General features: G+C 36.7%; 17 protein-coding genes and 1 pseudogene. 14 read left to right on the top strand and 4 right to left on the bottom strand.

The window, feature by feature from the left end; all coding sequences use genetic code 11:
* Positions 1-124 precede the first annotated feature (124 nt).
* Genes ACRRVD_RS03540 through ACRRVD_RS03520 form a run of 5 tightly spaced genes read left to right on the top strand, consistent with a single transcriptional unit; the run spans position 125 to position 5635 of the window.
* On the top strand, positions 125-1327 hold the full coding sequence (locus ACRRVD_RS03540; RefSeq protein ID WP_432461757.1) for an ABC transporter permease: 1203 nt from the start codon (positions 125-127) through the stop codon (positions 1325-1327).
* 25 nt (positions 1328-1352) lie between these two features.
* Entirely contained in the window at positions 1353-2558 is a 1206-nt protein-coding gene (locus ACRRVD_RS03535; RefSeq protein ID WP_432461756.1) for an ABC transporter permease, read from the top strand.
* A 2-nt stretch (positions 2559-2560) separates the two neighbouring features.
* Positions 2561-3655 carry an efflux RND transporter periplasmic adaptor subunit gene (locus ACRRVD_RS03530; RefSeq protein ID WP_432461755.1) on the top strand — a complete coding sequence of 365 codons (1095 nt, stop codon included), beginning with the start codon at positions 2561-2563 and terminating at the stop codon, positions 3653-3655.
* Between the two features lies 1 nt (position 3656).
* On the top strand, positions 3657-4316 hold the full coding sequence (locus tag ACRRVD_RS03525; RefSeq protein WP_432461754.1) for an ABC transporter ATP-binding protein: 660 nt from the start codon (positions 3657-3659) through the stop codon (positions 4314-4316).
* A 53-nt stretch (positions 4317-4369) separates the two neighbouring features.
* Entirely contained in the window at positions 4370-5635 is a 1266-nt protein-coding gene (locus tag ACRRVD_RS03520; protein ID WP_432461753.1) for a TolC family protein, read from the top strand.
* 25 nt (positions 5636-5660) lie between these two features.
* Here ACRRVD_RS03520 and ACRRVD_RS03515 read toward each other — a convergent pair whose 3' ends face one another.
* Both ACRRVD_RS03515 and tgt read right to left on the bottom strand, forming a co-directional pair.
* On the bottom strand, positions 5661-6740 hold the full coding sequence (locus ACRRVD_RS03515; protein ID WP_432461752.1) for an LptF/LptG family permease: 1080 nt from the start codon (positions 6738-6740) through the stop codon (positions 5661-5663).
* A 5-nt stretch (positions 6741-6745) separates the two neighbouring features.
* Positions 6746-7870, bottom strand: a complete 1125-nt coding sequence (tgt, locus tag ACRRVD_RS03510) for a tRNA guanosine(34) transglycosylase Tgt (RefSeq protein ID WP_432461751.1) — start codon at positions 7868-7870, stop codon at positions 6746-6748.
* A 356-nt stretch (positions 7871-8226) separates the two neighbouring features.
* Between tgt and lptB the strand changes: the two genes are divergently transcribed.
* The 5 genes from lptB to ACRRVD_RS03485 all read left to right on the top strand — a co-directional run bounded on the left by lptB (position 8227) and on the right by ACRRVD_RS03485 (position 14757).
* On the top strand, positions 8227-8958 hold the full coding sequence (gene lptB, locus ACRRVD_RS03505) for an LPS export ABC transporter ATP-binding protein (protein WP_432461750.1): 732 nt from the start codon (positions 8227-8229) through the stop codon (positions 8956-8958).
* A 164-nt stretch (positions 8959-9122) separates the two neighbouring features.
* On the top strand, positions 9123-10586 hold the full coding sequence (gatB, locus tag ACRRVD_RS03500; protein WP_432461749.1) for an Asp-tRNA(Asn)/Glu-tRNA(Gln) amidotransferase subunit GatB: 1464 nt from the start codon (positions 9123-9125) through the stop codon (positions 10584-10586).
* Positions 10587-10848: 262 nt separating this feature from the next.
* The gene (locus ACRRVD_RS03495; RefSeq protein WP_432461748.1) at positions 10849-11841 is read left to right on the top strand and encodes an ankyrin repeat domain-containing protein; all 993 of its coding nucleotides are present in this window, start codon (positions 10849-10851) and stop codon (positions 11839-11841) included.
* A 361-nt stretch (positions 11842-12202) separates the two neighbouring features.
* On the top strand, positions 12203-13996 hold the full coding sequence (gene argS / locus ACRRVD_RS03490; protein WP_432461747.1) for an arginine--tRNA ligase: 1794 nt from the start codon (positions 12203-12205) through the stop codon (positions 13994-13996).
* An 89-nt stretch (positions 13997-14085) separates the two neighbouring features.
* On the top strand, positions 14086-14757 hold the full coding sequence (locus ACRRVD_RS03485) for an LbetaH domain-containing protein (protein ID WP_432461746.1): 672 nt from the start codon (positions 14086-14088) through the stop codon (positions 14755-14757).
* Positions 14758-15072: 315 nt separating this feature from the next.
* On the opposite strand, the gene ACRRVD_RS03480 is transcribed toward ACRRVD_RS03485, so the two are convergent.
* Positions 15073-15534 carry a type I restriction enzyme HsdR N-terminal domain-containing protein gene (locus tag ACRRVD_RS03480; RefSeq protein ID WP_432461745.1) on the bottom strand — a complete coding sequence of 154 codons (462 nt, stop codon included), beginning with the start codon at positions 15532-15534 and terminating at the stop codon, positions 15073-15075.
* A gap of 12 nt (positions 15535-15546) precedes the next feature.
* Positions 15547-16416 carry a metal ABC transporter permease gene (locus ACRRVD_RS03475; protein ID WP_432461744.1) on the bottom strand — a complete coding sequence of 290 codons (870 nt, stop codon included), beginning with the start codon at positions 16414-16416 and terminating at the stop codon, positions 15547-15549.
* 81 nt (positions 16417-16497) lie between these two features.
* On the opposite strand from ACRRVD_RS03475, the gene tmk reads away from it, so the two are divergent.
* The 4 genes and pseudogenes from tmk to ACRRVD_RS03455 all read left to right on the top strand — a co-directional run.
* Positions 16498-17202: a dTMP kinase gene (tmk, locus tag ACRRVD_RS03470; protein ID WP_432461743.1), complete on the top strand. Its 705-nt coding sequence runs from the start codon at positions 16498-16500 to the stop codon at positions 17200-17202.
* A 223-nt stretch (positions 17203-17425) separates the two neighbouring features.
* On the top strand, positions 17426-18340 hold the full coding sequence (gene uppS, locus ACRRVD_RS03465) for a polyprenyl diphosphate synthase (protein WP_432461742.1): 915 nt from the start codon (positions 17426-17428) through the stop codon (positions 18338-18340).
* A gap of 220 nt (positions 18341-18560) precedes the next feature.
* Complete coding sequence (locus tag ACRRVD_RS03460; RefSeq protein ID WP_432461741.1) at positions 18561-19070, top strand: zinc-binding metallopeptidase family protein; 510 nt, start codon at positions 18561-18563, stop codon at positions 19068-19070.
* A gap of 42 nt (positions 19071-19112) precedes the next feature.
* A pseudogene (locus ACRRVD_RS03455) lies at positions 19113-19369 on the top strand (IS6 family transposase); the annotation flags it as partial.

Below are 19369 nucleotides of genomic sequence, written 5' to 3'. Positions count from 1 at the left end.
TTTCCGGAAAGGAAATAACCTAAAATTCCATAGATTATAGTTATCTATATAAATTATGTTTTTTATACATTTTGTATTAGATTTGATCGGTTGTTTGGTTACGTTATTGTAGAATCTTATGCTTTTGTATGCTTTAAGAGAGGCCGCACAGAGCCTCAACACCCATAGATCCCGCACCTTCTCTATGGGCTTTGGCATATGGTGGGCTATTTTTATACTGGTATTGATATTGGGTGTGGGCAATGGATTTCACCATGGTGTTTCCAATGCATTTGCAAAGTATGGTACGAAAACGATGGTCATTTGGGGCGGTAGTACCGCTGGTAATCATCACCCTATTCCAACTACAATGGTTGGAAACTTGGCCAAAGCTTTCCCTACGATTCAGCAGATTAGTCCTATGTTAGGGTGTAACAGTCCCGTAAAGTATGCCTCCCAAAAGGTTAACGCATGGGTTTTGGGATGTGATCCTTCTTATTCTTTATTAACCCATTTGCCCATCCAGGAGGGTCGTTTTTTTTCCCCACGTGATGGAGTAACTGTACATAATATTTGCGTCATCGGTATACACATTAAGGAAAAATTATTTGGTGCAGCCTCTGCTATTGGGAAATATATTTTTTTGGAAGATATGGGCCTGCAAGTTGTCGGTGTACTAGATGCATTTGGTGGAATGTATAATGAATCTAATGGGTTATTACTGACCAATAGTTTGTTTAAACAGATACTTCCCAAGTATAGTCACTATGTAGATTCTATTCGACTTACGTTGGTACCAACGGCTCGTGAAGAGGTAGTAGAAGCACAGTTTCGTTCTTATTTTGGCCGCCACTTAAATTTTGATGCACAAAATACAAAAGGACTCGGTGTATTTAGTCTTACCAAGCATGCCAATAAATTTCATAATTTTTTTAAAAATCTAGCTATTTTTAATGCGATTATAGGTATATGTCTGCTCCTAACCGGTATGGTAGGCATTAGCAATATGATGCTTGTGACCGTTCAAGAAAGAACACAAGAACTGGCTATTCGAAGGGTATTGGGTAGTAGCTCTACAGAAATTGTGTTGATGGTTTTATGTGAAACCGTTATGGTAACCCTTGTAGCGAGTATGATTGGATTTATAGCAAGTTTTTCTCTTATGCAGCTGTTCAACCAATGGGTCGTTCCATTATGTCAAACCTATTACCTATCTACTTTAACCTCTTCGCCTGAATCGATATTTGTCGGATTGGGATTAATTACCTTAAGCAGCTCCTTAGCTGCCATTGTACCTGCCATCAGAGCGGTAAAAATAAAGCCTGTAGAGGCATTGAATCGTAAATGATTAAACCGATTGTATATTTATATATATGTTTGGATATCAAAGTTTCTTAGAGGTTTTTTATAGCTTAAAAGCACATAAAATAAGAACCACTTTTACCGGATTTGGTGTAATGTGGGCAATGTTTATTTTGGTGCTTTTACAAGGAGCAGGTAGTGGATTTTACAATGGTATGGTGAAAAAATTTCAAAGCTATAGCAGCCAAGTGATCTCCATTTATGGAGGCCATAGATCAACTGGTACCATCCATCTAACCGAACGACTATCAGACGAGCTAGCCGTTCATTTGAATGTTTTTGAACAGATCATGCCTCTATTTGCAACCCATTGTTCGATTATATATGGGCAAGCTGCACATAAAAGTAATATATTAGGGGTGCGTGTGGGCTATGAAAAAATGAAACATTTAGAACTAGTAGAGGGGCGCTTTTTTACTGAACGTGATGGAATACAAAAACTTCCAGTTTGCGTACTAGGTTTTAAAATGAAAACGAAAATATTTGGAAGCCAATCAGCAGCTGGAACCTTTGTCACAATAGATGGCACTACTTTCTCTGTGATTGGCGTATTAGAAGGAACCGCTGGTCAGGATGACCATCGGGTCATTATCCCAAGCAGCCTATTTAAAGCATTGTTTCCGCTTAATGCGGAAAGTATTGATTGCATGATCTCAACTTTAGCGCCCAAACAAAATCCTATAAAGGTAGAAAAAAAAATTCGGGCTTATTTGGCTAGGCGGCTCAATTTTGAAGCGCAAGATAAACAAGCACTGTACATAAGACATCTATCTAAAGAAGCCAGAACTTTCCAAATACTCTTTGTAGTGATGCAAGGATTTATTTGGTTCCTTGGTCTCTGTTTTTTAGTCAGTGGAGTGGTAGGTATAGGTAATATGATGCATGTGGTCGTAAAGGAGCGTACACAAGAATTGGCCATTCGTAAAGTGATGGGTGCTCAATCAAGCGATATTATGGGCTTAATTTTACTAGAATCCATAATCATTAACTTCATTTCTGGTGTCTTAGGACTAGGGATCGGTATAAGCATGCTCCAGTGGATGAATACTTATCTATTGCCTATCATCAAAAAACATGGGATCGCTCATTTTGAATTTCACTTTTCTATGGTTGTATCTGCCTTAATTGTTTTGATATTGTCTGGTTGTCTAGCCGGCATTATCCCTGCAAAAAGAGCATTATATATTAAGCCAATAGATGCTTTAAATAATGAATAAAAATGCGTACAGTCACTAAATTTATTTTAACCACTGGTCTTATAGCTGGGGGCGTTTTTGCTTATTCCAGGGTCTATAAAGTCAAATGGAGCAAGTTCCATCAAGTAACTTTTAAAACTACACAGCCTACGCGCAGAACGATTATTCGAAAGAAAGTTTTTTCCGGTACTCTTATACCTCATAAAGAAATTAATTTAGAAACGCATCTTACAGGTATTGTAGATAAATTATGGGTAGAGGTGGGGGATTATGTGCAACAAGGTACGAAGATTGCTCGTATTAAAATACAGCCCAATCCAAAAGAGGTTGAGGAGGCAGCTAGCAAGTTGCGTGTGGCCTCTATTAACCTAAATCAAGCCAGAGCGAAATACTTAAGAAGTAAACACCTTTTTACTAAAAAGATGCTAGCCAAAGAAGCTTATGAAGCAGCTTTGGCATCTTGGGAACAAACCAAAGAAGTATTTGCTTCAGCCCATAAAGCATTGCAAATCAGCCAACAAGGCTATACTCATGCAAAAGGAGCAAATGCCAACCTCATTAAGGCTACTACAAAAGGAACCATTTTAGCCTTACCCGCTAAGGAAGGTAGTATGGTACAGACCACTAGTAGTAACGCTCGTGGTACTACAGTAGCTGTTATTGGTGATATGGATCATTTTTTGTTTTCAGCTCAGGTAAGTGAATTAGATGTGGCCGATTTAGCCAAAGGGATGACCTTTATCGCTTCATTAAATGCCTTTAATGAGGTAAAATTACAAGTTACGTTAACTAAAATTGCACCAAAAGCAAGTGAAGAACGATTAAAAAATGGAGAAATTAAATTTGAAATAGAAGGGCTCGTACAGCAGCCTAAAAAGTCAAAAGTTACCTTACGGGCAGGTTATTTAGCACTTGCAGAGGTAGTAGTTGGACAAGTAAAAAATGTCCTGGCTGTTCCAGAAAGTGTGATTCAAATGGAAGGGAAGCACTGTTTTATAAAGTGTTTGCATGAAGGTAAAATCGTTCCCAAAAATGTAGTATTAGGGCTATCAGATGGGCTTTATGTTGAAGTAAAAGAAGGCCTTACAGAAGCAGATCATTTAATTGTAGAAACGTAGCATGATTCAGATTCAAGATTTGTATAAATCCTATCAAAATGGTACGGTTACTAAAAATGTGCTAAATGGCATAAATTTTTACCTTGAAAAAGGAGATTTAGTTGCTTTAATGGGGCAATCTGGTGCAGGGAAGTCTACCTTGTTGAATATTATTGGCATACTAGATCATTATGACCATGGAGATTACCATCTTAATGGCGTTCATATAAAAAATCTTTCTAACCAACAAGCCAGTAGATATAGAAGCGAATTAATTGGCTTTATCTTTCAACGGTTTCATTTAATTCCTTTTAAAACGGCCTTAGAAAATGTAGCGCTACCGCTTTATTACCAGGGTATAGAAAGAAAAGAACGGTACAAACGTGCATGGGCTATGCTAGATCGAGTTGGCTTATCTGCCCATGCCCATAATAAGCCAAATGCATTGTCAGGTGGTCAACAACAAAGGGTAGCCATTGCACGTGCACTGGTAACCGATCCTCCTTTAATCTTAGCAGATGAACCAACAGGCGCCTTAGATAGCAGTACAGCGCATGAAATCATGGCCTTGCTAAAGGAAATGAATAGGGAAGGGAATACGATTCTTATCGTTACACATTCTCTACAGGTAGCACGACAATGTAATTGTATTCAAGAAATTATAGACGGAAAGATTATTTAATAAAAAATTCACTAAAAATGTCGGTGATTCAAAAATTGATTATACGATTTAGTATGATGTGCACCATTGCACTTTTGGTCTATAATGTTGCACAATCGAAAGACCAGCCAATAAGTTTAGAAGAAGCCATACATATGGCCTTAAAAAATAATTTAAATATTCAGATGGCTGAAAATACAAAAAAGCAAGCCATCCTCTCGACCAAGATAGACTATTTTCGTTTATGGGCGCCTAAGGTAACTGTAAAGATTGACCAAGTAAACACCTGGAAATCCAAAGATCACATATATAAAATTCAATCTACACCTATTTTTAGCGTAGAATGGAGGCTTGCATCGCTATTTGATAAAATTTTTCAAGCTAAAATAGCTGGTCAAAATAATGCTGTTTGCAAACTAGTGGCAAAAAAATCGGTGGAAAACGAATTACAAGAAGTCGTTTATGCCTATTATGCATTAGCTTTGGCACAAAAAAAGTGGGAATTATCGAATAATCTGATGAACCTAGCAACAACTAGATTGAAAACAGAGAAAGAAAAGTTGCGGGTGGGACTTATTTCCCAAATAGATTGTTTGGATGCGCAACTAGCGCTTAAAAAAGTAAAATTAACCTTATTAGAGCGGCAAGAAGCGTTGAAAGAAAAGCGCAGAAGTTTCAACATAATGGTTGGTAAACCGCTTAATGAAGCAACATGCGTGCAATCCAATATTTCCATTCAACCTATATGGGATATAAAGGCTGTTATAAAAGAAAAAGCAGTTGATTTAGAGACTGCCATACAAGCAAAAAAAGTAGCCATAGCCGCTACCAATTTAAGTAGGGCCAAAGCCTATCCACTTGCTTGTTTAAATCTGTTCAGCAGTTTTCAATCAAATGGCTATTTATATGATTTAAAGGATAAAAGATGGTCTCTGGATCATTCACCTAGCCAATGCGCTACCGGTATTGGAATTAGTATTGATATAGCTACCTTATTATTACTGCCTGCAACGGTTAAGAAAGCAAAGATTGCATTGCATAATGCAAAATTTGGGTTAATACAAAAAAAATTAGCTATAGAAGGTGGTCTAGAAGATAAAAAGTGGCAATACCACCATGCTTTAGGTGCATACAAAGTAGTAGAAGCACAACTGAAAATAAGCAAACAAAAATTGACCTTTGTAAGAGAAAAGTACCGTCTGAATCGGTTAAAACTACTTGAATTGCATGAAGCAGAAGAAGATACTCAAAAAATAGAAATTGATTTAATAGAACAGGCTTTTAAGGTAAAACAAGCAGAATTTGATCTATATCGAATGATGGATATGTTGCACCAGTAGTAGACTGAAAAAGCCTAGTTAGATATTATTTGGATACGAGTCGATAAAAGATGATACATAAAACAGAAAAAATAATATTAGGCAACCATATGTCCAATAGTGGGTGTTCACTTTGTGTCTCGGCTACAATTTTGGCAGATAAAAACAGGACTATATAAAAACAACCCAGTATAATGCCCAACGTAATCCGTCCTCCTACCCCTCCTCTGGGCTTATGTAATGCTACTAAAAAACCCAATACAATAAGAATGAGAATGGCAAAGGGGGTCATGTAGCGAATATGTTGCTCGGCTATGAAAAAACGCACACTTGCACTACCTTTGTATATCAATTTTTGAATTTGTTTTGCCAATTCAGGAAGGGTTAAGCTATCCTTTAAATTGGGGTTAATGGAAAAATCTTCTGGATGGACTGCTAAGGAAATCGTTAGATTGTCTCCTGTTATAACCGCTTCATGTCTTGGAAAAAAGATGCGTTTTTGCCAAGATTGTACGATCCATGTTTGATCTTTTCCATTCCATTCCATTTTTTCAGCACATAGGCGCTCTATCAGCATGTTATGCTTAAAGGTATCTAAGCTAATATCATATCCCGTATTACTGTAACCATGGTACTTGCCAATGTGTAGGTATTGATCAGCGCCCACCTTAAGCTGTATATAGTCTGACTGAGACAAACTACCCATGCCCATGTCGAGATATTCTGTTTCAAACCTAACACGTGCTTTATTCACATTGGCCAATAACCAACCTATAAGATAAAAATTGGCTCCAGTAAGCAAACAAGCAATGATTATATAAGGTCTTATGATGCGATGCAAGCTAATCCCACCGCTTAATAATGCAATAATTTCTGATCGTTTTACCAGCCTCGTCGTACACCATATAGTGGTAGCAAAGACAATAAGAGGGGCTACAAGATTCACTAAATAAAGTACTAGTACACAGTAGTAGTTGAATACTTCTTGAAAAGAAAGGTGATGCTTTTTAAAATTACTTATATTGTCCACTAGGTGGATAACGATAAAAACTGAGATAAATATGGTAAGAATCACCCAAAAAGCAGAAAAAAACTTTTTAAAAATGTACCTATCTAATAGCTTCATTTTGATTAGATTTTTTCCATGATGGTTTTAACTATATGGTTTTTCCATGCAACAAAGCTATCCTGCTGAATCTGCTCTCTAGCTTCACGCACCAACCATAGATAAAAAGTTAAATTATGGACACTGGCCAATTGCGCGCCCAATAATTCTTTAGAGGTGATCAAGTGGCGCAGGTAGGCCTTTGAATAATAACCACTAACTGGCCCACCTAATGCGGCATCTATAGGGCTAAAGTCATATGCCCATTTTTTATTTTTAATGTTTACGATACCCTGTGTGGTAAATAGCGTACCATTCCGTCCATTGCGAGTGGGCATTACACAGTCAAACATATCTACACCTAAGGCAATGCACTCTAAAAGATCCAACGGTGTACCAACCCCCATTAAATAGCGCGGCTTGGACTTAGGTAAAATAGAACAAACCAGCTCTGTAATTTCATATAGTTGACCGTCGGGATGGCATACGCCTCCTATCGCATTGCCAGGTCTATCTGCTGCAGCTATGGTTTCAGCCGATTGGATCCGTAAATCTTTATAGATACTACCTTGCACAATTGGAAAAAGTGCTTGATGGGCATGCTGATTCGTTAAGGTGATATCAAAATAATTTATGCCCCTTTTGAGCCATCTATGGGTACGTTCCATAGAAGCCTTTGCGTAGTGGTAGCTACAAGGATAAGGGGTGCATTCATCCAGTACCATCATGATATCGGAGCCAATGCTCCTTTGAATATCTACTACAAGTTCTGGTGTGAATAAATGCTTAGATCCATCTATATGGGAACGAAAGGTAACCCCTGCTTCTGTCAGCTGACGACGATCTGCTAGAGAGTAGACTTGATAGCCCCCACTGTCGGTTAATATGGGTCGATGCCATCCCATAAAGGAATGGAGTCCTCCTGCTTCATCCAATACTTTAGTACCTGGACGTAGATAAAGGTGATAGGTATTGCCTAGGATGATATCCGCATTGATTTGGTCGCGCAGTACGTCCTGTGGAATAGATTTTACCGATCCTATCGTACCTACTGGCATAAAAATAGGCGTACGAATGCTGCCTTTACTAGTGGTGATCAGCCCTGCTCTAGCTTTGGAATACTGATCTTCATGTGTTACAGAAAATTGCAATGCAGTATGGATGATTATATGTATGCGCTAAACTATAAAGATAGGGAAGGCCTACTGAACAAAAATCTTCTTTTAGATTTTGGGTCAAATATATGCTTTTTTAGCCTCATTCCCCATGAAGTACTCCACTCGAAATAGGTAGATAGTAATAAAATGAATATTTTCTTATAAATTTACTCTGATGAGCAAATGTGCAGGTCGGTCCGTTTTTACCCCATGATCGTAACAAATAATGCGATCTTGCTCTTGCTTTTTATGGTTCAGTTTAAACCCTTCGTATTTTTAATCTGTATAAGGGTCGTTGGATAGGGCAATCTAAAGATAAAGTATATACCCTCATTTAATACAAAAAAATTATGCAACTTCGTGCAGATTCACTGATCAAAGCATATAAAGGACGTAAAGTAGTAAAAGGAATCTCACTGACCGTTGAGTCTGGTGAAGTGGTAGGTTTACTGGGGCCCAATGGAGCAGGGAAAACCACTACTTTCTATATGACGGTTGGTCTTATAAAGCCCAATAGTGGTAACATTTATTTGGATCAAGCATGTATTACCCCGTTGCCCTTGTACAAACGTGCCCAAAAAGGTATTAGTTATTTACCCCAGGAAGCCTCTGTCTTTAGAGAATTAACGGTAGAGGAAAATATTATGGCTATATTGGAAATGCGTAGTCTTTCTAAACAGGAACGGAAAGAAAAATTAGAAGGTTTATTGGAAGAATTTAGCATTACGCATATACGCAAAAGTAAAGCTAATGTACTCTCTGGAGGGGAACGGCGTCGTACAGAAATAGCTAGAGCGTTGGCCACTGATCCCAAATTTGTCTTACTGGATGAGCCTTTTGCAGGTGTAGACCCTATTGCTGTAGAAGAAATTCAGCTGCTTATTGCCCAGCTTAAGCATAATAATATTGGGGTCTTGATTACAGACCATAACGTAGATGAAACGCTTTCCATTACGAATAGAGCTTACTTAATGTTTGCTGGCGCATTGCTTAAAGCGGGTACTGCAGAAGAATTGGCAGAAGATGAACAGGTGCGTAGGCTTTATCTTGGAGAAAAATTTGAATTAAAACGTTATGAATAACTTGTATCATCTACCCATCGATCATACCTCATCTGCTAAGCAATAAAAAATAGCATTTGTAAAAAATCATGCTGTTCTTACAGGTAAATGCTATCTATGTTTTATAAGCAAAATAATTGATAGATCCAGATAGCCATACAGCTAGCAAACCATATAGTAAACTTATGCATGCAACTATAAAAGATTCATATCAAGTAGTGATCGGACTAGAAATCCACATTCAATTGCTCACCCATAGCAAAATGTTTTCCTCAGATAGAGCTGAATATGGTTCCCTTCCTAATACCAATCTTAGTCCTATTACTTTGGCCTGTCCTGGTACGTTGCCTAGAGTAAATAAAAAAGCATTTGACTACGCGATAAAATTAGGGTTGGCATGTGGTTCAACGATTACAGATTTAAATTTTTTTGCTAGAAAAAGCTATTTCTATCCAGATTTGCCCAAGGGGTTTCAAATTACACAAGATACTACCCCGATTTGCCAAGGTGGATTTGTAACCATTTATAGCAATGAAGGAGTAGAGAAAAGCATTCCACTTATACGCATGCATCTAGAAGAAGACACTGGTAAATCTATACATGGTCTGGTGGAAGAGGTTACTTTGCTGGATTATAATCGAGCAGGGACCCCTTTATTGGAATTGGTAACCGCTCCAGCCATTACAACAGGAGAAGAAGCGTATCAGTTTTTATATGAAATTCGAAAATTGGTCCGGTATTTAGATATTTGTGATGGCAATATGGAAGAAGCTTCTTTACGTTGTGATGCCAATATTTCAGTAGCCCGTAAGGGATCTAAACAACTAGGCACTAGAGTAGAGGTTAAAAATATGAACTCTATGCGTAATGTTCAGCTTGCCATAGCCCATGAAATAGAACGCCAAATAGCCCTGTTGGAAAAGGGTGAACCCGTGATAGCAGAGACGCGAAACTTTCAAGTTGCTTCAGGTGAGACGATTAGCTTGCGTGCCAAAGAAACAGCCAGTGAGTACCGTTATTTTCCAGAACCAGACATACCTCCTATATGGGTTTCAAAAGAATGGATAGAAAGCATTCGCAAGACGATGCCTTTGTTGCCAAGAGCTTATTTTAAAAAATTTATAGAGGTATATGGTCTTTCCGAGTATGCTACTTCCGTACTTACCGAGCATAAAGCATTTGCCATATTCTTTGATGAACTATGTCAACATACTACCTATTATACGGCTGCAGCTAATTGGTTACTGGGGCCTGTAAAAGGTTATCTTAACGAGCAGTCTCTTGCATTGGAAGAATTGCCCCTTACCGTTGACCGTTTCGTTGCACTCATCACATTGGTAGAAAGTGGCATGGTCCATTTTTCGGTTGCGGCCAATCAAATCTTTCCCTTGTTATTGCAACAGCCAAATATAACGCCTATGGCAGTTGCAGAGGAATTAGACCTCATACAGGATAATGATGAAGCCAACTTGAAAGCACTTATTGCAGAAGTATTAGCAGCGCATCCAGAAAAAGTAGTAGCTTATAAAAATGGAAAGTCAGGACTACTGGCCATGTTTATGGGGGAAATTATGAAAAATAGTCAAGGAAAAGCCAACGCACCACTGGCCAATAAGTTATTACAAGCTGCCTTAAGTAGGGCCTCTTAAGTTTTGACCAATGGGGCACAACATAATTAAAAGTCTATTGCAATTGTTATGGTAAAACAGCTATACAAACTTGGGAAGGTAGTAAAAAATTAATATTTTTTGAAAAAAACCTAATCGCATATATTAAAGGAAAATCTGATATACTAAACTTAAACGATAACTATAAGCTATAATTTGTACTGACTGTAAAATTAAATATTGACTTCTATACCTTATTGTTTATATAAATTATCGTCTCACCCTATTAAATATTTTTGTATAGATGTATAAAAAACATATCGCGTATAGCATATCCCTACTACTGTGTATAGTTCTTTTATTTTTTTTACTTCCGATCTATGCTTATGCTGATTCATATTTATCACCAAAAGAAAGGAATGTTAGGCTACATGTAGTAGTTAAAAGTGGTGATGTACAAGCAGTAGAAGCTTTACTCAATAAACCTGAGATTGACGTAAATTCGAAAGATAAATATGGTTGTACTCCACTATATATCGCAGCACAAAATGGTCATTTAGAAGTGGTAAAAAAATTACTAGCTACTAAAGATATTCAGGTGAATTTACAAGATAAAAATGGTTGTACTCCACTAGAACTAGCAGCACAAAATGATCATTTAGAAGTGGTAAAAGAATTACTAGCTACTAAAGATATTCAGGTGAATTTAAAAGATAAAGATGGTTTTACTCCACTACATATCGCATCCTATAAAGGTTATGTAGCAGTGGTAAAAGAATTATTAGCTACTAAAGATATTCAGGTGAATTTACAAAATAAAGATGGTTTTACTCCACTACATGCAGCAGCCTATCAAGGGCATTTAGCAGTGGTAAAAGAACTATTGGCCACTAAAGGTATTCAGGTGAATTTACAAGATAAATATGGTTGTACTCCACTACGTGCGGCAGCCTATCAAGGTCATTTAGAAGTGGTAAAAGAACTATTAGCCACTAAAGGTATTCAGGTGAATTTACAAGATAAATATGGTTGGACTCCACTACGTGCGGCAGCCTATCAAGGGCATGTAGAAGTGGTAAAAGAACTATTGGCCACTAAAGATGTCCAGGTGAATTTACAAGATAAAGATGGTTTTACTCCACTACATGCAGCAGCCTATCAAGGGCATGTAGAAGTCTGTAAAGCGTTAATACAAGATGAAAGGGTTGTAGCCAACATAAAAGATGTTTTTGGTCAAACGCCTCTTGATCTAGCTAAAAAAAACAATCATGATAGATGCATTAATCTTTTAAAATAGGGTAATAATCTTGGGGTAATAGAAAGTATATACACTAAATTTTTAAACCCAAAATATAATTTAATACCTAATTTGTTCCGAATTTTAATATTTTTTAAATTGATAATCAATTATAAAAATTGAAATAATGTTTATTTATAAACAGTTGTATAAAGAATATTTTTGTATAAATTATTTTTATTATCAGTTTTTATGTTAAAAATTACTTGATAAAATCAAGTAAAGTAGCTAATTTTTACTAAAAATACCAATAAAATACTCTATTAAAATAGTTGTAAATCAAAAAAATAAATCCAGAAAGTGCGACCCACGTTATAAATTTTTAATTTAAAATAAAATCAGATCAGATAAACTTTACCTTATGCCCTTTGACAGAGCTTCCATAAAGCTGGTACCTAAACTTAAACGAGCCATACAAGAAGCATTTCTAGCCATTTATGATCTACCTTTATCGGAAGAAGCCTGTAGCTTGGAGGTTACGAGAAAAGAATTTGAAGGTACTTTTTCATTGCCTGTATTTTCTTTTGCTAAGAGATGTAATGCATTACCTGCGGAATTGGCCACTCAAATAGGCCAATGGCTACAAACCCATACCAATCTAATAGCTAGTTATAATGTGATAAGTGGTTTTTTAAATCTTGTGCTGAATGATGCCATTTGGCTGTCCATTTTAACTACTATTGCAACAGATTCGACTTATGGCCGTTTGGCCAGGCGGATGCGCCATGTAGTGCTAGAATTTTCCTCTCCCAATACCAATAAACCGCAACATTTGGGTCATTTGCGTAATAATTTTTTAGGCAGCTCTTTGGCAGCTATATTAGATGCGGCTGGATATACCATCCATAAAGTGAACCTCATTAATGACCGTGGCATTCATATCTGTAAATCTATGGTGGCTTACCAACAATTTGGCGCCGATGAGACACCAGAAAGTACTGGCATAAAGGGAGACCATTTGGTAGGAAAGTATTATGTAAAATTTGACCAAGTATATAAAGCAGAACGGGCTCTTATGGAGAAAAATGGGGAAGATGCAACGCTACCTCCTATTTTGCAGCGGGCACAAAATATGTTGGTGGAATGGGAAAAGGGCAACCCTGATGTGATGGCGCTATGGAAAAAAATGAATGGCTGGGTCTACGACGGATTCAATGCAACTTATGCCGAATTGGGCATCACGTTTGATAAGATTTATTATGAATCTGACGCTTATTTACTAGGTAAAACTATTGTAGAAGAAGGCCTGGATCAAAAAATATTTTACAAAAGAGAAGATGGAGCCATTGCAGTTGACCTATCCAAACAAGGTTTAGGAGAAAAGGTTTTGTTGCGCAACGATGGAACAGCTGTGTATATTACACAAGATCTAGGAATAGCTGATTTACGTTATGTAGATTATCATTTTGATCAAATGATTTATGTGGTCGGCAATGAACAAGGCTATCATTTTAAGGTCTTATTTGCCATTATGACCGAATTGCGCAGACCTTATGCATCTTCTATGCACCATTTTCCCTACGGGATGGTGGATTTACCAGATGGTAAAATGAAATCTAGAGAGGGAAACGTAGTAGATGCGGACAACCTTATACAAGAAATGATTGATACAGTTGGGGACTATATGAATACTGCTGATAAAGTTACTAAATGTTCCGAGGAAGCCCTACACAAATTGCACCATACTTTGGCAATAGGAGCCTTAAAATTCTTCTTACTACGGGTTTCACCTCAAAAAAAGATGTTATTCAACCCTAATGAATCTATTGATTTACAGGGTGATACTGGTACATTTATTCAGTATACCTATGCTAGAATTTGTTCACTAAGCCGAAAGGCACAATGCGTTCTAAAGGTTCCACTGGATGGATCAACAAGTGGTGCGCTTAGCCCATTAGAACAGACTCTTATTTTCCAATTGTATAGGCTACCAGAAACGATAGAGGAGGCTGCAGTAGCCTATATGCCCTCTGTAGTAGCCCATTACGCTTTAGAGCTAGCGAAAACTTACAACAAATTTTATGCAAGTCATCTAATATTACGGGAACCTAACGCTAATACCAAAGCGATTAGACTATTGCTTTCCTTTTGTGTAGGCAAAGTGCTTAAAAAGAGCATGGCGCTTTTAACCATTGAATTACCCGAGGAAATGTAAAGTTAAATAGTTAGTAATAGCGTAAGGCGTTATATAATAAAACTTTTCTTTTATGAACGCACTCATTAATATTAAATCATATACATAATATGCACAAGGGAGTCATTGTTTTTGGCGTATGTGATCTTACAAAAGGATCTTTAGATATTTTTCAAAAAAATAATTTAATGGTGTATGGCATTCTAGAAGATGAACCCAAATGGCATCAGGGAACCATACAAAATATTCCTGTGTTAGGTAGTACAAATGATCCAGCTTTTCTTGGGCTACTCAATGAAGCATGTCCTTATTTTATTGCCTATCGCCCTATAGAAAAAAGAAAAGACTGTTTAAACTTTTTAAGGGCACAACAAGACGCCATTTCAATCTCTGCTATTCATCCATCTGTCATTATGGCTGATGCCATTCAACTAGGGCAAGGCAATTACATAGCTGCACAAGTTTGTTTGGCTTCAGAGGTAACCATAGGCAACCATTGTATACTACACAATGGGGTAATCATTGAATCAGAAACGCATATTTATGATTGGGTAGAGATAGGAGCTGGGACTATTATAGGGAACCAGGTCACTTTGGAAGAAGAAGTTTTTATTGGCATGGGCGTTACTATTATTTCAGGTGTTACCATTCAAAAGGGAGCCAGTATTGGTGCTGGATCAGTTGTATTAGGAAATGTAAAAAAGGGTGATGTATTACTTGGCAATCCAGCAAAATCTATTCAGCAGTATAAAAAGGTCAATGCTGAATTAGGATTATTGTAAATCATGTGTATATTACTTATAGAAGTCTTTTTTCTTTTGTAGCAGTAAAGATTTAATATTACAAACAGTAAAAATTATAAGACTGTTGCAATAGATTTTTGAATTAAAGTATAAAAAAATCAGATTAATTTTTACTAAATGGTCACCTTATACCCATTCTTAAAAATTTTTCAAAAGCAAAAATCGCTATACCTAGCTTAAGTGCCTCTAGGATGAACGGAAGACACTGATGACGTTCTCTAACCATTGAATAAACACTTAACAGCATGTTGCATCTATGGGTAAATGAAAATCATATTTACTTGTATAAGTAGGTTATCTAGCGATTGGGCATGTTTGATAAATTGGAATATAGCTTATTGCCTGAAAATAACCTAAATCTTTTTCCCACTGCCAACAAAAATGGGTAATTCCATTTGTTACCAGTAAATAATTTACCATAAGCTGTCGATTGTATTGCATCATTTGCCCTAAGGTTTTATGAGTTAGTTTGATATAGGGCGCTTTGCATTCTACCACCATTTTAGTAGCACCAAATTTATCGCATAGCATAATATCAGGCCTATAATAGCTGATGCCGTTATATATCCTTTTTTCTAAGCAGCACAACCCTTTAGGATAGAAGCGGTAGTGAATCAAGTAATGCAACATATGCTGACGGACCCATTCTTCTGGGGTCAGCAATACATACCTTTTACGAACCAGGTCTAAAATATAGATTTTATTTAAAACTTGCTTAGTTTTATAATCAAACGAGGGCAGGGTAAGCTGCATCATATTATGGTATATTTATCTATTTTTTTTCAATAGGCGGCCATACCAAGCAATAAGAAAAGAACAATAAGCTATAACTGACATAATGAGTACAATCCAAGGCCCAGTAGGCATAAAAGGAATGGTATAGGAAATAAAAGTTCCTGCTAAGGAAGAAAAGACCGCAATCAACATAGCAAACAGCATGATATAAGAAATCTTTCCTGTCCAGAACCGTGCAGTAGTAGCTGGCGTAATAAGCATCGCACTCATTAATACTATCCCTACTGCCCTGATGCCAACTACAATAGCCAGTACCATTAAACTGGTAAACAAAAAATTTATTTTTTTAATAGGAAGGCCTATGGACTGTGCAAAAAGACGGTCGAAGGCAATAAGCATAAATTCTTTAAAGAACAAAATTAAAACTATAATAATAATACAACTCAACCAGAGCAATGCAACTACATCTTCTTGTAGTAGGGTAGCAGCACTGCCTAATAAAAAGGACTTTAACCCACCTTGGCTAGCTTGTCCACTATGTTGCAGCATAGATAGCAAAAAACTACCCAATCCAAAAGCTATGGAAGCCACAATAGCAATGGCAGCATCTAACTTTATTTTTGAATGGGTAGTGATCTGATCAATGGCTATAGAGGCCAACCAACCTGTGATAAAAGCACTTATAATAAGCCAGATAGAGTTTTTGTTTCCAGTTAGCAAAAAAGCCAAACAGCTACCAGGGAGTACCGCATGTGCAATGGCATCACTGATAAGCGTCTTTCTTTTTAGAAGGGCTAATACGCCAATCATAGCGCTACTGGTACTCAGCAAAATGGTGCCCAATAATACATTGCGTACATTTGGATCAGAGCAGGAAAGAAAATCTTGAAGCGTACTCATCATGTATAAAATTATTCTAGGCCTACTGTATAACTGAATGGTAGCGCTGCAATATACTTAATTTTAAAGAAATTTAACTTCATAATGAATGATAGATTTATTTGTATTTTTACCATTCATTCTTTACCCTTAATTATAAATTATATGGAAAATCGGATCACCCGTACACAACGTAGGATATTTACGTTAGTGATTGAAGGGGTAGATTTTGCTGGAAAAACGACTTTGGCACATCAAATACAAGCTAGTTTAATCAATCAATCTTATCAGGTAAAGTTGCTGCATGATCCCAAAGGGAGTAAAAATGCGCAATTGATTTGGGAAACCATCTTAACCATTAAAAATGAAGACGCCCACCCTATTACAGAATTTTTTCTATTCTTAGCAGCACGCCATGAACTGATTTATAAAGAAGCACTGGTAGGAGCGGCAGATGTACTGATCTTTGATCGATTTATTTTTTCTACTATAGCCTATCAATTAACGCATCAACCAGATTACTGGGCCCCTTTTTTAACTACACATCGTATTTTTTCTGGTTTAATGCCAGATCTATGTATATACTGCGATATAGACTTTGATACTTTCCAATTCCGAAACCAGTCCAGAAGCAACCAGGACGCGTTTGACCAAATGGGTCAAACGCGTTTTGAAGCCATTAAAAAGGCTTATGAACAAACGCTCCAACTGAAACTATGTCCCTATATTCAGGTTAATCAACAGAATAATGATCATTCGACATTAATCCAGAATATTATCAAACATATTTCAATGGAGCGACCCAGGTAGACTCCAGTTAAATAGGACTGTTAACCAATTGCTCTAAACTATATATATAGGGAAAGTAAACCCAATATTGTTTTGATCGTATGATATTTTTACTTAAACTTGACTGTTTTCTACACCTATAGTTTTTGGAAGTCTTACTTCTATACTTTTTTCCAAACGATGTGGGACGATATTGATTTAAGCTAAAAAATTTTTATATCAGATGTATAGCCTGTTTCCTTCTATGGCAGACAAAAAAAAAAGATTTTTACTTACAATAGTAATTGTATTCAGAAGGGTTTTTACAAACTGGGTATTGCTATTTACACTCCTACCTGGATATACCGCTTCTTCCAATAAGTATGATCTACATGCACTACCTAGCTTAGCCAAACATCCAAGCCATATTGGCATTATCATGGATGGTAATGGCAGGTGGGGCATAAAAACAATAGGCGACAGGTCTTATGGACATAAAAATTCAAAAAAGGCAGTCATTGAAGCAATAACTGGATGTTTAGAGCACGGGATCACCTATTTAACCCTTTATGCTTTTTCTACTGAAAATTGGAGCCGACCCACACCAGAGGTAAATAATATTTTTCGAACGATTACCGAAGGCATTGCTGAGCACATCAACCTTTTTACGGAATATAATGTTAAATTCCGTGTAGTGGGGGATACAGCAGGGATACCTAGTTTTTGCTGGAATAGATTAAAAGAGGTGATAGAGCTTACAAAGGATAATACTAGGCTACATTTGACCGTTGCCATTAACTATGGAGGGAAAGCAGAAATGGTAGCTGCCTCTGAAGCTATAGCAAATGATTTTTTGATTAAAGTAGTAGACGAATTTTTACATAAAGGGTTTAATAAAAATTCTCGTTTTGAGAGTTTTATAAAATTTGCAAAGAACCATCGCGCTAAAATTACTCCAGCTACCTATCAGCAATATTTAAATACAGGCCACTTGCCTGATATTGACTTATTGATACGTACAGGTGGTAAAAAACGGATAAGCAATTTTCTGCCTTGGCAATGCGCTTATTCAGAAATATATTTTACTAATTTATATTGGCCAGACTTCAAAAAACAGGATCTGCTAGAAGCTTTAACCTTTTTCCAGCAACAACAACGGAGCATGGGTGGTATTGTCTAACCACTATTTTTCAGCTCGATAGTTGCACTTAGTAAGGGTTATTTTTCTATTTTCATTCGGCCATGGTAAGCGACAACTTTTAGTAAAAACATACTATTATTTTATATTCAATTTAGTCTTTTAACCAAATAGTTTTACTTAAAAAGCTGCATTTAGCCATTTGTTCACTGTCCACTCAATAGACCCCTTATTGACGCAATAGAATGCACCAAAAAATTTTATGACTATCTTTAAGATGTATGGCATACATCAGTTTTATATTGCCACATTATTTATTGGGTGTAGCAACACTACCTTGGGTATCCTAAAAACTGCTGGTGGACCAGCTACCCCTATACCTACATATATAGCTCCAACCACAACGCATATAATCCGCTGTAGGCAATCAGACGAAGCCCTAAACCAAAACTTAAAAAAGCATATAACCTATTTATCACAAATAATTGGTCCCCGTAATATTTCCGATCCAGCATATTACCAAAAGCTCTGTCAAGCAGCACAATACATTGATAATTCCTTTAAAGAGATCGGGTATCAAACCAATGTAATTACCTATAGTGCCACCTATAGGGGGCAAAAATTTGATGTGCAAAATATAGAAGTAGTTATTCCAGGTAGTATACCTACGTCGCATGGTATAGCTATCCAAAATAGTACCCATACGGAATGTATTGTAATTGGAGCCCACTATGATACAGTTTGTTTGAGGGTTCTGTCGCATTTGTTTTAAGAAGGTATTTATTTTAGTAATTTTAGTTAAAAATTGACTAAAATGTTTACTATTACACCGAAATTATTTCGGTATTTTAAAGGATTTTGTTCTTCACCGGAATTAATATTGTTATTTGTCTACATGAAATGTCGTTTTTCTTTAAGCTATAGAGACTTAGAAGAGATAATGCATATGAGAGGCGCAAAGATTGATCATTCTACTTTACAAAGGTGGGTCGTTAAGTTTATTCCCCTTATAGATCAAGAAGTAAGAAAAAGAAAACGCCCAGTTGGTAGTAGCTGGAGAATGGATGAAAC

Source organism: Candidatus Cardinium hertigii (assembly GCF_050864915.1).
Taxonomy (GTDB): Bacteria; Bacteroidota; Bacteroidia; order Cytophagales; family Amoebophilaceae; genus Cardinium; species Cardinium hertigii_D.
The sequence above is the reverse complement of the archived record's forward strand: the minus strand, read 5'-3'. Positions and strand labels throughout refer to the sequence as shown.

Bases quoted from the DNA above. Each gene is read 5' to 3' on its own strand.
- ACRRVD_RS03535 (WP_432461756.1), top strand. From the start codon at position 1,353: ATGTTTGGATATCAAAGTTTCTTAGAGGTTTTTTATAGCTTAAAAGCA.
- ACRRVD_RS03530 (WP_432461755.1), top strand. From the start codon at position 2,561: ATGCGTACAGTCACTAAATTTATTTTAACCACTGGTCTTATAGCTGGG.
- ACRRVD_RS03525 (WP_432461754.1), top strand. From the start codon at position 3,657: ATGATTCAGATTCAAGATTTGTATAAATCCTATCAAAATGGTACGGTT.
- ACRRVD_RS03520 (WP_432461753.1), top strand. From the start codon at position 4,370: ATGATGTGCACCATTGCACTTTTGGTCTATAATGTTGCACAATCGAAA.
- ACRRVD_RS03515 (WP_432461752.1), bottom strand. From the start codon at position 6,740: ATGAAGCTATTAGATAGGTACATTTTTAAAAAGTTTTTTTCTGCTTTT.
- lptB (WP_432461750.1), top strand. From the start codon at position 8,227: ATGCAACTTCGTGCAGATTCACTGATCAAAGCATATAAAGGACGTAAA.
- gatB (WP_432461749.1), top strand. From the start codon at position 9,123: ATGCATGCAACTATAAAAGATTCATATCAAGTAGTGATCGGACTAGAA.
- ACRRVD_RS03495 (WP_432461748.1), top strand. From the start codon at position 10,849: ATGTATAAAAAACATATCGCGTATAGCATATCCCTACTACTGTGTATA.
- argS (WP_432461747.1), top strand. From the start codon at position 12,203: ATGCCCTTTGACAGAGCTTCCATAAAGCTGGTACCTAAACTTAAACGA.
- ACRRVD_RS03485 (WP_432461746.1), top strand. From the start codon at position 14,086: ATGCACAAGGGAGTCATTGTTTTTGGCGTATGTGATCTTACAAAAGGA.
- ACRRVD_RS03480 (WP_432461745.1), bottom strand. From the start codon at position 15,534: ATGATGCAGCTTACCCTGCCCTCGTTTGATTATAAAACTAAGCAAGTT.
- ACRRVD_RS03475 (WP_432461744.1), bottom strand. From the start codon at position 16,416: ATGATGAGTACGCTTCAAGATTTTCTTTCCTGCTCTGATCCAAATGTA.
- tmk (WP_432461743.1), top strand. From the start codon at position 16,498: ATGAATGATAGATTTATTTGTATTTTTACCATTCATTCTTTACCCTTA.
- uppS (WP_432461742.1), top strand. From the start codon at position 17,426: ATGGCAGACAAAAAAAAAAGATTTTTACTTACAATAGTAATTGTATTC.
- ACRRVD_RS03460 (WP_432461741.1), top strand. From the start codon at position 18,561: ATGACTATCTTTAAGATGTATGGCATACATCAGTTTTATATTGCCACA.